At 63.3% G+C, this 11,628-nt stretch carries 10 protein-coding genes and 4 pseudogenes (1 of these 14 cut by a window edge); 1 reads left to right on the top strand and 13 read right to left on the bottom strand.

Annotated features, from left to right (window positions below; genetic code table 11):
- A protein-coding gene (locus tag H9L14_RS13870; protein ID WP_187708561.1) for an acyl-CoA thioesterase crosses the window boundary here: on the top strand, positions 1–352 show its 3' portion. It extends 26 nt beyond the left edge of the window; only the last 352 of its 378 coding nucleotides appear in the window; the start codon falls outside the window, past its left edge; it ends in the stop codon at positions 350–352.
- An 80-nt stretch (positions 353–432) separates the two neighbouring features.
- On the opposite strand, the gene H9L14_RS16800 is transcribed toward H9L14_RS13870, so the two are convergent.
- The 13 genes and pseudogenes from H9L14_RS16800 to prmC form a co-directional block, all read right to left on the bottom strand.
- Positions 433–564, bottom strand: coding sequence for a hypothetical protein (locus tag H9L14_RS16800; protein WP_281389388.1), 132 nt, complete (start codon positions 562–564; stop codon positions 433–435).
- Positions 565–588: 24 nt separating this feature from the next.
- Positions 589–813 (bottom strand): annotated as a pseudogene (locus H9L14_RS17535) (porin); the annotation flags it as partial.
- A 143-nt stretch (positions 814–956) separates the two neighbouring features.
- A pseudogene (locus H9L14_RS13865) lies at positions 957–1,973 on the bottom strand (porin); the annotation flags it as partial.
- 98 nt (positions 1,974–2,071) lie between these two features.
- The gene (locus H9L14_RS13860; protein ID WP_187708559.1) at positions 2,072–3,070 is read right to left on the bottom strand and encodes a substrate-binding domain-containing protein; all 999 of its coding nucleotides are present in this window, start codon (positions 3,068–3,070) and stop codon (positions 2,072–2,074) included.
- Between the two features lie 158 nt (positions 3,071–3,228).
- A complete protein-coding gene (phoB, locus tag H9L14_RS13855; protein WP_187708558.1) occupies positions 3,229–3,921 on the bottom strand; it encodes a phosphate regulon transcriptional regulator PhoB in 693 nt (230 codons plus the stop codon).
- Positions 3,918–4,616, bottom strand: coding sequence for a phosphate signaling complex protein PhoU (gene phoU / locus H9L14_RS13850; protein ID WP_187708557.1), 699 nt, complete (start codon positions 4,614–4,616; stop codon positions 3,918–3,920). Before phoU ends, phoB begins: the two co-directional genes overlap by 4 nt.
- A gap of 14 nt (positions 4,617–4,630) precedes the next feature.
- A complete protein-coding gene (gene pstB / locus H9L14_RS13845; protein WP_222949995.1) occupies positions 4,631–5,377 on the bottom strand; it encodes a phosphate ABC transporter ATP-binding protein PstB in 747 nt (248 codons plus the stop codon).
- 100 nt (positions 5,378–5,477) lie between these two features.
- Positions 5,478–6,386 carry a phosphate ABC transporter permease PstA gene (gene pstA / locus H9L14_RS13840; protein ID WP_246444223.1) on the bottom strand — a complete coding sequence of 303 codons (909 nt, stop codon included), beginning with the start codon at positions 6,384–6,386 and terminating at the stop codon, positions 5,478–5,480.
- A pseudogene (gene pstC, locus H9L14_RS13835) lies at positions 6,379–7,747 on the bottom strand (phosphate ABC transporter permease subunit PstC). Before pstC ends, pstA begins: the two are co-directional and overlap by 8 nt.
- 30 nt (positions 7,748–7,777) lie before the next feature.
- Positions 7,778–8,812 (bottom strand): substrate-binding domain-containing protein, encoded by a 1,035-nt coding sequence (locus H9L14_RS13830; RefSeq protein ID WP_187709995.1) that lies wholly within the window; start codon positions 8,810–8,812, stop codon positions 7,778–7,780.
- Between the two features lie 91 nt (positions 8,813–8,903).
- Positions 8,904–9,935 carry an ATP-binding protein gene (locus H9L14_RS13825; protein ID WP_187708555.1) on the bottom strand — a complete coding sequence of 344 codons (1,032 nt, stop codon included), beginning with the start codon at positions 9,933–9,935 and terminating at the stop codon, positions 8,904–8,906.
- Entirely contained in the window at positions 9,932–10,540 is a 609-nt protein-coding gene (locus tag H9L14_RS13820) for a DUF4167 domain-containing protein (RefSeq protein WP_246444220.1), read from the bottom strand. The genes H9L14_RS13825 and H9L14_RS13820 overlap by 4 nt, the downstream gene beginning before the upstream one ends.
- Before the next feature lie 265 nt (positions 10,541–10,805).
- A pseudogene (gene prmC / locus H9L14_RS13815) lies at positions 10,806–11,592 on the bottom strand (peptide chain release factor N(5)-glutamine methyltransferase).
- Positions 11,593–11,628: the final 36 nt, after the last annotated feature.

The raw sequence follows: 11,628 nt of genomic DNA, 5'->3' as shown, positions 1-11,628 counted from the left end.
GCTGCGCGTCGTTCCGGGGCCCAGCGACATTAATGCCAACGGCCATATATTTGGCGGCTGGGTGCTTAGCCAGATGGACATCGCGGGCGGAATCACCGCGTCCCGACGGTCGCAGGGGCCAGTCGCGACCGTTGCGATCGAGAGGATGGAGTTCATCGCCCCGATCCACCTGCGCGACGTCATCTCCGTCTACGCCGAGGTGGAGCGGGTCGGGCGAACTTCAATGGCGGTCCGGATCGAGGTCGTCGCCAGCCGCGATCGCGGTGCGACGCAGGTCCCGGTTACCGAAGGTCTCTTCACCTTCGTCGCTCTCGACGAGAACAACCGCCCGCGTCCTATCGAAGCGGCCTGAGCCAAGAAAGCAAAGACCCCCTCGCCGTACATCCGGGCGAGGGGCCTGCCGTGCCTTTCCGGGGAGTGGGTGGAAAGGCTCTAGAACTCGATCTGAGCCCGGGCCGCGAACGTGTCGGCGCCAAACTTGCGTTTGTTCGCCGGCTTGTTCGGGTCGACCAAGCCAAGCGCGCGCGGACCGCCCGTCACTTCCACGTGGCCGTACTGCGCCATGAAGCGGACCCAATCGATGGGATTCCAGATCAGGCTGGCCTGAAGACCCAGCTGCTTGCCGCCGTTGACGTAGAACGGCGCGGCGTAGGTGGCGCTGCTGTCAACGCGGTCGCTAAGATCGACATAGTCGACGCGGCCGTTGATCTGCAGGGCGCCCCAGCCGCCGTCGTTCCACGGCTTGAGCACCTTCGTGCGATCCCACTTGCCACCCTTGTAGGCGCGGGTCTCGCCGGTGAGGAAGTAGCCCAGCTCGAAATATCCGCCCAGAACGACGGATTACCATTCAGCGCGGTGCCGGTCGCAACATCGTTGTCATTCGGATCGGCGTTGGTCGCCGCCAGCTCGGCCGCGGTGAAGGTATTACGCACCCAGACCTTCTGCGCTTCGGCCGCAACGTGCAGGCTCTTGTGGATCGCGGCAAACTCGACGCCGAGCGTGTCGTCACCCGACGATGCGAGCGTGCCCGTATCGATGAAACGCTGGTCGGTGATCTGGGTCAGCGGACGCGTACGATATTGCGCACCCAGCGATTCCTGGCTGTTCGACCGGTGCTGGAAGTTCGCGCCGACATGGAGGCGGGTCGAACCGAGCGTCGGCGTGTACAGGGCACGCAGTGATGCCTGCCAGCCGGTGCGCGTGAAGCTCGCGTCATTGATCGGCGTCGAGAAGATGCCGGCCTGTACGAGGTAGCTGTCCGTCGCCTTGTCCGAGAACTGCAGGCCGATGCCCAGGCGGCGGTTGTAGTTGAACGCATCGGTGAACGAGGCGCGCTCGAGCATGCTTCCCAGACGCGAGCTCGTCATCGTTTCGAGGCTCGAATAGGGATAGAAGTTACCGACCGAGACCTGCAGCGGCGCCTTCTCGAAGTCGTAGGTGAGGATGATGTCCTCGTAGTCGACGGTGCCCTGGGCGAAGTTGAATTCGACCTTGTATCCGAACCGGCCGGGCAGCGTGCCTTCCGCGCCGAACACGAGGCGGCGAGCGCGGCTGTTGAAGCCGAGGTTCTGGAAATTGAGGCCGCTGACCGTTCCGCGGCGCTCGTCGCCGTCAGGGAACCCGACATAGCCCGTGTCGAACTGCGCGAAGCCCTTCGGCTTGAAGGTGAAGCCGGTATCCTTGTCGGCGAACTCAGGCCCGCCCTTCCACGAAGGAACCGCCTTGGCCTGCTGCTTCTTCACGCCCTCCAGCGATTCCTGAAGCGCTTCGACTTGGGCCTGCAGCAGCTCGATCTTTGCCTGCAGGTCGTCGACCTGATTGGTGTTGGCGATGGTTGCGTCGGCCGTGGCGTCGGATGCGTCCGGGGCCGTCGGCTCTTGAGCGGCTGGTGCTTCCTGCGCCGCGGCCTGGGCCGGCGCAGCGAATACTGCTGTGCCGGCGAGCAGCGCGGCGATTACGAACTTGCGAGTCATTCTATTCCCTTTCCCCGCCTCTTTGGTGAGGCCTCAGCGCCGGCTTCCCGAAGGGGCCGGCGCCGTCATGGACGATCAGTTTGTGTGGCGGAACGCTGCTACTTGAGGCTCGCAAAGTTGAGCGGAGCGAGGCCACGTGCAGCCATTTGCGAGCGGGCCCGCACCTGTGTCGGCGACGCGATCATACCCGCCTGGCGAAGATATCCGTTCGGCCCGAATGCGCTCTCCTTGGTGAACTCGGCGACGAAGGCGCGGATCGCCGGGATCGCACCGACGTGAGCGTTCTTCACGTAGACGTAGAGTGGGCGAGCACCCGGATACTTGAATGAACTGATCGAGTCGTAGCTCGGCGCGACGCCGTTGATGGAGAGGCCCTTCAGCAGGTTCGTATTCTCTTCGAGGTAAGAATAGCCGAAGATGCCGACGGTGCCGGGGTTTGCCTCGAGCTTCTGGACGATCAGATTGTCGTTTTCGCCCGCCTCGATGAAGGCGCCGTCCTCGCGCATCGCGGTGCAGATGGCCTTGTACTTGATCTCGTCGGCCTTCTTTACCGCTGCCATGCCGGGGTTGCTGTCGCAGCCCGCAGTCATGATCAGCTCGCCGAGCGCATCACGCGTGCCGGACGTGGGCGGCGGCCCATAGACTCGGATCGGAAGCGCCGGCAGCTTGCCGTTTACGTCCTTCCAGGTCTTCGCTCTGTTCGGCTTGCCGAACGGCGTCTTGGCGAGTGCGAGGTAGATGTCGCGCGTGGTCAGGTTGGCAAGCGGCGTACGCTTGGACGTTGCCAGCGAAATCCCGTCGATGCCGACCTGGATCTCGGTGACCTTGGTCACCCCGTTTGCGGCGCACTGCTTTGCTTCAGAAGCCTTCATCCGACGTGAGGCGTTCTCAATGTCCGGGAAGCGCTCGCCGACGCCGGCGCAGAACAGCTTCATTCCGGCGCCGGTCCCGGTCGATTCGATGATCGGCGTGCCGAGGCGACCGTTGGCGCGAGCGACGCGCTCGGCAACGATCTTGGCAAACGGATAGACGGTCGAAGAGCCGACGGCGCGCATCTGCGTGCGGGCTTCAGCGGCAGTGCTGGCGGTGGTTGCCATCAGTGCGACCCCGCCAGAGCCAAAATCTTGGAAGACATCTGAATAATACCCCTTGGAATGGTCGGCGGCTCAGCCGCGACAATCATTCTCTAGGAGCGTGCAAAGACTCGAAAATGACCGGTTTGTTTCAGTCTCGTGACGAGGTTTTCGGGTGACTCTCAGGCCTCGGCGTCGAGCGAATAGCCCGCCGAGCGGACCGTCCTGATTATGTCCTTCTGCCCGCCGTCGTTCAGCGCCTTGCGGAGACGGCGAACGTGCACGTCGACCGTCCTGAGATCGATGTCGGGATCGTGCGACCAGACCGTGTCAAGCAACCGCTCGCGCGAGAAGACGCGGCCCGGATTCTCGAGAAAATGGCGGAGCAGACGGAATTCGGTCGGGCCCAGGGAAACGGGTTTGCCGCTTCGACGAACGCGATGAGCGGCAACGTCCATCTCGACGTCCTCGTAGCCAAGCTGCTCGGCGGCAAGCGCCGGCCGGACACGGCGAAGCACGGCTTCGACACGAGCGACCAATTCGCGCGGGCTGAACGGCTTGGTGACATAGTCGTCCGCGCCGGTCTCGAGGCCGCGGATGCGATCGCTCTCCTCGCCACGAGCGGTGAGCATGATAATCGGAGCGTTTGCGGTTTCGGAGCGACGACGAAGCCGCCGGCAAACTTCGAGGCCCGTGATCCCTTCGATCATCCAGTCGAGGATGATGACGTCCGGCGCCTCTTCCGCAGCCAGCAACAGCGCTTCCTCGCCGTCACCCGTGCGACGGACATCGAAGTCCTCGCGCTCGAAATGCCAGATAAGAAGCTCCGCGAGCGCACGATCGTCCTCGACGAGGAGTAGCTTCTTCTTCGTCATGTCGTTTTCCGACGCCGCTTCTTGCTGGGCTCAACCATATGCTCGCCGGTCGCGGCGTAATAAACCATCTCGGCGATGTTCGTCGCGTGATCTCCAACCCGCTCGAGGTTCTTTGCCACAAACAGCAGGTGGGCCGATTGGCCGATATTGTGCGGGTTCTCCATCATGTGCGTCAGCAAAGTGCGGAAGATGGAATCGTAGAAATCGTCGACCGCCTGGTCGCGCTCGCAAACCCGGACGGCGCCCTTGGCGTCACGCTCGACGAATGCCCGAAGCACGTCCGTGACCATGTCGGTCGCGATGCGTGCCATTTCCGGAAGCAGCGAGACTGGCTCGATGTCACTGGCGCCGTCCAGCAGTGGGACCCGCTTGGCGATGTTCTTGGCATAGTCGCCGATGCGCTCGACGACGCCGGAGATCTTCAGCGCCGCAACGGCATCGCGAAGATCGCCCGCCATCGGCGCGCGAAGCGCGATCAACTGAACAACGCGCTTCTCCGTCTCGATCTCGAGGCGGTCGATCTCCTTGTCGCGCTCGACGACCCGAAGCGCTCCTTCGGTGTCTCGCTCGATCAGGCAGCGCATGGATTCTCGGATCGCCTGGTGGGCTAGCTGGCCCATCTCGCTGATGAGCCCGCGCAGGCGATCGATATCCTCGTCAAATGCCTTGAGTGTGTGACCGGTCTGTTGTTGCATCGTCTCTGCTCCGATCAGCCGTACCGCCCAGTGATATAATCCTGGGTGCGCTGTTCGCGCGGGTTGGTGAACATGTCGCTGGTCTTGCCATATTCGACCAGCTCGCCGAGGTGGAAGAAAGCCGTGCGCTGCGAAACGCGCGCCGCCTGCTGCATGTTGTGCGTGACAATCGCGATCGCGTAGCGGCCGCGAAGTTCGTGGATCAGCTCCTCGATGCGAGCCGTCGCTATCGGGTCGAGCGCCGAGCAGGGCTCGTCCATCAGGATGACTTCCGGATCGACCGCGATGGCACGCGCAATGCAAAGGCGCTGCTGCTGTCCACCGGACAGAGCCGTGCCGCTCTCGTTCAAGCGGTCCTTGACCTCATCCCAAAGACCGGCGCGCTTCAGCGACTTCTCGACGGTCTCGTCGAGCTCGGTCCGCGACGCGGTAAGTCCGTGGATGCGGGGACCGTAGGCCACATTCTCGTAAATCGACTTTGGAAACGGGTTCGGCTTCTGGAATACCATTCCGACCCGGGCCCGTAGCTGCACCACGTCCATCGCCGGCGCATTGATGTCCTCACCATCGAGCTCGATCCGGCCAGCGACGCGCGCGGACGGGATCGTGTCGTTCATGCGGTTGAGGCAGCGAAGGAACGTCGACTTGCCGCAGCCCGACGGGCCGATGAAAGCGGTCACGCGATCGTCGTGGATCTCGATCGAGACATCCTTCAGCGCCTGCTTGTCGCCGTAGAAAACGCTGATGTCCTTTGCCCGCATCTTGGGTGCCCGCTTGGTCGTAACGTGCGGCTCCTCGTCGGCGTGCAGCGGGACCGGCGGCGCGATCGTCGGGGCTTTCGTGGTCGTCATAAGCATGGGCCTACCAGCGTTGCTCGAAGCGGTTGCGAAGATAGATAGCGAGCCCGTTCATCATCAGCATGAAGACGAGCAGAACGATGATCGCAGCGCTCGTCTTCTCGACGAACGCGCGGTCGACCTCGTCGGACCAGAGAAATATCTGGACCGGAAGAACGGAAGACGGATCGGTAATGCCTGACGGCGGGACCGCGATGAAGGCGCGCATGCCGATCATTAGCAGCGGTGCGGTTTCGCCGAGCGCACGTGCCATGCCGATGATCGTCCCGGTCAAGATGCCCGGCAATGCCAGCGGCAGCACGTGATGGAAAACGACCTGCATCTTCGACGCCCCGACGCCGAGCGCAGCTTCGCGGATCGAGGGCGGGACGGCTTGAATCGCGTTCCGGCCGGCAATGACGATGACCGGCATGGTCATCAGCGCCAGCGTCAGGCCGCCCACCAATGGCGCGGAGCGCGGCAGGTGCATGAAGTTCAGGAATACGGCGAGGCCGAGCAGGCCGAAGATGATCGACGGAACGGCCGCGAGGTTGTTGATCGAAACCTCGATCATGTCGGTCCAACGGTTCCGTGCCGCGAATTCCTCGAGGTAAATCGCGGACAGCACTCCGACCGGGAAGGCTAACGCCATCGTCACGACGATGGTCAGGAAACTACCCTTCAGCGCGCCCCAGACGCCGGCGGTCGCCGGGTCGGTCGAATCCGACATCGTCAAGAAGCCGAGGCTTAGTCCGCCCGCGCCCTTCCACAGCATCGTGCCGAGGAGAAAGGCCAGGAAGGCAAGCGAAATGCCGACGGCCGCGAAGCCGAGCAGCTTGAACAGCCGCTCCGAGCGGTAGCGTTTGCGCAGCCGGCTTTGCATCGCATCGCCGGTCCAGCGAGTGATGGCGGCTTCTGAAGCGACGCTATTCATAGGCTTCTCGGTATCTGCGCACGACGGTCAGAGCGATCAGGTTCAGGACCAGGGTGATCAGGAAGAGCACCAGGCCGAGCGCGAAAGCCGCCAGCGTCTTGGCGCTGTCGAATTCCTGGTCACCGGTCAACAACTGGACGATCTGAACGGTGACCGTCGTCACGCTTTCGAACGGATTGGCGGTAAGGTTGGCGGCTAGGCCGGCAGCCATGACGACGATCATCGTTTCGCCGATTGCGCGGCTGACGGCGAGCAATACACCCCGACGACGCCCGGAAGCGCGGCGGGGAGAAGAACTTTGCGGATGGTTTCGGACTTGGTTGCGCCGAGCGCGAGGCTGCCGTCGCTCATCGCCTGCGGAACGGCGGCGATGGAATCATCGGCCATCGAGCTGACGAACGGAATGATCATAATGCCCATGACGAGGCCTGCGGCGAGCGCGCTCTCGCTGCTTGCCGATTCGATGCCCAGTGAGATTCCGACTTCGCGGATCCAGGGAGCGACAGTCAGGGCGGCGAAATAACCGTAGACCACCGTCGGGACGCCCGCGAGAATCTCGAGCACAGGCTTGATGACCGCCCGTGCCCGCTGACTGGCGTATTGGGTGAGATAGATCGCGCTCATCAGACCAAGCGGAATCGCGACGATCATGGCGATGATCGCGCCGATCAGGATCGTGCCCCAGAAGAGCGGGATCGATCCGAACGCGCCCGACGAGCCGGCCTGGTCGGCGCGGATCGCCATCTGCGGGCTCCAGGACAGCCCGAACAGGAAGTCGGTGATCGGCACCAGCTGGAAGAATCGCAGGGATTCGAACAGCAACGACAGGACGATCCCGAGGGTCGTGAAGATCGCGATCAGCGAGGCGCCGATCAGCAGGCCATTCATCCAGCGCTCAACCGACGTCCGCGCCCGGAACTCGCGATCACGTTTCCGCAGGAGCAGGACGCCTGCAGCACCGAGCGCAATCAGTATGGCGGCAATGCCCCCAATCAACGCATAGCGGCCTTCCGCTTCCGCTACGCGAGGCGCGAGTGACGTCGATTCCGGATTAAAGCCGGTTTCGATCTCATGGTGAGCAATTTGCCGCGCCTCATCGAGGATCGAATCGCGCTGCATCTCGAAGTCGGGAAGCGCCTTGCCTTCGGGCTTGATAGCACTGCCTGGTCGACGAGCCGGGTCTGCATGGGAGACCATGCGGCGAGCACTAGTAAGGCGGGCACCACGACCCAAAGGGCCGCGTGAATGCCGTGGTAGACGGGAAGCGAGTGAAGCCTTCCACCCGCGCGGAGCTGCCGTGCCCTGTTGAACGCGATCCCGCCGACCGCCGAAGCGATCAGCAGGACCACGATCAAGGCAATTCCGAGCGTCACGGCCGGCGCTGGCGAGGCTTACTTCAGGGTCGCCGGGTCGAGCGGCTTGAGCTCGGTGGCCTGCTTGGCAGCAGCTTCCGAGTCTGCTCCAGCGAAGGGAACCAGTCCACGCTTCTCGAGCGTACCGCCCTTGCCCCACGCCTTCGAATAGGCTGCGACAAAGTCACGCAGGGCCGGCTTTGCCGCCAGGTGCTCGCCCTTCAGGTAGATGTAGAGCTTGCGGGCGCCCGGATAGGAGAGGTCGGCAATCGTCGCTTCCGTCGGGGAAACGCCGGCAATTTGAACAGGCTGAACCTTGTCCAGATTCTCTTCGAGGTAGCTGAAGCCCAGCACGCCAATTGTGCCCGGCTCGGCGCTGACCTTCTGGACCAGCAGATTGTCATTCTCGCCAGCCTCGACATAGGCGCCATCTTCGCGGATTTTGGTGCAGACGTCCTTGTGTTTCTTCTCGTCCGACTTCTTCAGCGCTTCCATCGCCGGATCGGTGTTGCAGCCCTTCTCAAGATAGAGATCGGCGAGGCTGTCGCGGGTGCCCGACGTCGGCGGTGGGCCAAGCACGCGGATCTTGATGGCCGGAAGCGCCGGATTGACGTCCTTCCAGGTCTGCGCCGTGTTCGGGCCCTTGCCGAACGGATTGGCGGCAAGCGCCTTGTAAATGTCGGCTTGCGTCAGGTTGGCGAGCTGGCTGCCCTTGGCTTCGATGAACGTCAGTCCGTCGATGCCAATCGGGACCTCGATGATCGTCTTCGCACCGGCGGCGACGCATGAGTCATACTCGCTCTTTTTGATGGCGCGCGAAGCATTCTCTATGTCGGGGAAGTTCGCGCCGACACCGCCGCAGAACAGCTTCATGCCCGCGCCCGTGCCGGTCGATTCCACGACTACGCTGACATTGGGATTATCGCGCTGGAACTGTTCGGCGACCGCGGTCGTGAAGGGATAGACGGTCGAGGAACCGACCACCTTCAGCTGTTGTTTCGCGGCCCCGCCTTCGCCGCCGCCATTGCTTCCACACGCGGCAAGCGCCGCCGCAAGCGGCAGCGCAATCATCATCTTGTTCACTTGCGAACTCCCATTCGGGCCAATTTCGAAATCGGCCCTAGCGGCAGTTCAGCGACCTCTTCGCGACTCTTCTGTTACACTTCTATGACAGCGATCCCGCAGCAACCGGCAGCAGGACGTGCACGGTCGTGCCCTTCCCGACCTCGCTCTCGATGGTCAGGCGGCCTCGGTGTCGCTCGACAATATGCTTGACGATTGAAAGGCCGAGACCCGTCCCGCCGAGCGACCGGCTGCGGCTCGTGTCGACCCTGTAGAATCGCTCGGTCAGTCGCTGGATGTGCTCCGGCGCGATTCCCTCGCCCTGATCGACGATGCGGAGGTGAACCATTTCGTCCTCGAGCGATGCCGAGACCTCGACCGGAGTTCCTGGTTCGCCGTACCGAAGCGCGTTGGTGATCAAGTTGTCCAGCACCTGGAGTATCTGCACGCGATCGGCCGCAACCGGAGGCAATCCAGGCTCTATCTTGCAGAGAAGCGCCGACCCGCGTTCGTCGGCCATCCGCTTGGCGCTTTCGACCGCTACTTCGATCAACTGCTCGAGATCTACGGCCTCGGTCGGGGTCGTGAACTTTTCGGCCTCGATGCGGGAAAGGGAAATGAGGTCTTCAACGACCCGCTGCATTCGGCGAGCCTCTTCGTGAACGATCGCCAGAAACCGCCCTTGCGTCTCGCCGTCCAATTCGCCGGTATGTTCACGAAGGGTCTCGGTGTAGCCGATCAGCGTAGCCAGCGGCGTCCGCAACTCATGGCTCGCATTGGCGACGAAATCGACGCGCATCTGCTCGGCGGCACGCGCTTCGCTTCGGTCGATCAGGCGGACGAGTATTGCGCCGTCCCCAAGCGGCGCGATTCGGGCGAGCCAGTGGCGGCGTGACCCGCCGAAGCCCGCGGCTTCGATTTCTTCGGGCCCGGTCAACCCACCCCGAACAAGGCGCTCGATCAGCGCCGGATGCGGCAGTACCTGCCGAACGTCAACGCCCTCGATCCCGATGCCGAGAAGGTTGCGGGCCGCGGCATTGCTCATAACGACGGAAGCGCCGCGGACGATGATTGCGGCCTCGGTCAGGCCCTCAATGAGCTTTCGGCTCTTGTCCCTGTTGAGCGTGAAGATCACGCGGCGGGAGCGATGTCGCCTTCATCCTGGGACCGGGGACGTCGCGCGCGACGGCGGGGGCGGGCCTCAATGGCCTCCTCCTCACCCTCGTCATTCGCGCTTTCTTCGCGCCCGATCGCCGGCGGAAGAACATCCATCGGAATCCGCTCGTCGGCGCCATTGCCGCGCTCGAGGCCGTTGCGTTCATCGCCTTCGTCGCGGGGACGATCGTTGCGCGAGTAACGGCGCTGGCGCTCCTGACGCTCCGGGCGCTCGGCACGGTCGCGGCGGTCGTTGCGCTCTGGACGCGTGGCCTGCTCTTCCTCGATGTCCGAATTGTCTTCGCCGGACGTCTCCATTTCGTCGCCGTCGTCCTCGTCGAGTTCGTCGTCGCGCTGGCGACGCGGATTCTGTTCCTCGAAACGGGCACGGCTTTCGCTCAGCACGCGGAAATAGTGCTCCGCGAACTGGAGGTAATACTCGCTCTGGACGCGATCACCGGCGAGTTGCGAATCGCGCGCCATGCTCTTGTACTTTTCGAGCAGCTGCGCCGCGTTTCCGCGCTGCCGGTTGTCCTGACGGTTACCTCCGGGTTGTCCCCGAGGCTTTGTCCCCTCTGACCCCACGACCGCGCCTGCGGCCGCCCTGACGATTATTGATCAAATGCCTACTTCCTTAACAAGAAGCTTTCCCCTTCACCTGAGACTGCCAGACCAGCACGAATTCCACGTGCCGGGCCTGACCCTCTCGTTCCGAACTGTGTCTCATGGACACGATGCGAACGGCCGATTGCGTCGGGGTGGAGCGGGATCTGCTCAGCTTTCTCTCAAGGGAGCGAGCCCGGTCCTGACTTAGATGTAGTGTCGGAACAGGCGGATGCCAAGCGAATTTCTAAACACTCCAAGTTAGCAGCAGCGCCCTTGCCCGGCCGGCGAGGTCGTTCGCGATCCGGGCGGAAAGCCCATCGCGAGCGAGAAGCCCCGTCACCGCCTCGGCCTGATCATGGCCGATCTCGACGGCGGCGAGCCCCCTTTGTTCAGCAGCCGAGGAAGCTGGGGTGCCAATTCACGATAGGCGTCGAGGCCTTCCTTGCCCGCGAAAAGTGCCTCGTCCGGCTCATATTCACGGACTCCCGGTCCAAGTTCGGCATCTTCCGCGACGTAGGGCGGATTGCAGAGGATGAGGTCGAACCTCTCGCTGATCCCCTTGGCCCAGTCGCCTTCAATCAACTCTACCCTGGGCTCGAACCCGAGCCGCCGCGCATTTGCCGCCGCATAGGACATGGCCTGCCGCGAGACGTCGACGCCCAGACCGGTCGCACCGGGCCAAAGATCGAGGGCGGCCAACAGAAGCGTTCCGGGACCCGTGCCGAGATCGAGGATCCGCTTCGGCCCATCCGCGCCTTCGAAATGCTCGAGAGCAGACGAGATCAGAACCTCGCTGTCCGGCCGCGGGATTAGCACCCCGGCCCAACGTGCAGCTCGATATTCCAGAAGGCGCGCCGGCCGGTGATGTAGGCAACAGGCTCCCCAACCTTTCGCCGATCGACCATCTGGAAAAAGCGGTCGGGAGCTTCGCGCTGGGGCGGCGACAGGATCAGCCTGTCACGGTCGATGTGGAGCGCCTCGGCCATCAGCAATTCGGCGTCGAGGCGAGGCGTGTCGCTGACTGGTCCCAGTTCGTTGGTCGCCCGGGAGAGGGCTCGGGGATGGTC

The sequence above is a fragment of the Sphingomonas sediminicola genome, assembly GCF_014489515.1.
Lineage (GTDB): Bacteria > Pseudomonadota > Alphaproteobacteria > Sphingomonadales > Sphingomonadaceae > Sphingomicrobium > Sphingomicrobium sediminicola.
This window is presented reverse-complemented; position numbering and strand designations above follow the sequence as displayed.

Bases quoted from the DNA above. Each gene is read 5' to 3' on its own strand.
- H9L14_RS13830 (WP_187709995.1), bottom strand. From the start codon at position 8,812: ATGATGATTGCGCTGCCGCTTGCGGCGGCGCTTGCCGCGTGTGGAAGC.
- pstB (WP_222949995.1), bottom strand. From the start codon at position 5,377: ATGCGGGCAAAGGACATCAGCGTTTTCTACGGCGACAAGCAGGCGCTG.
- H9L14_RS16800 (WP_281389388.1), bottom strand. From the start codon at position 564: ATGGCGCAGTACGGCCACGTGGAAGTGACGGGCGGTCCGCGCGCGCTT.
- phoU (WP_187708557.1), bottom strand. From the start codon at position 4,616: ATGCAACAACAGACCGGTCACACACTCAAGGCATTTGACGAGGATATC.
- pstA (WP_246444223.1), bottom strand. From the start codon at position 6,386: ATGAATAGCGTCGCTTCAGAAGCCGCCATCACTCGCTGGACCGGCGAT.
- H9L14_RS13860 (WP_187708559.1), bottom strand. From the start codon at position 3,070: ATGGCAACCACCGCCAGCACTGCCGCTGAAGCCCGCACGCAGATGCGC.
- phoB (WP_187708558.1), bottom strand. From the start codon at position 3,921: ATGACGAAGAAGAAGCTACTCCTCGTCGAGGACGATCGTGCGCTCGCG.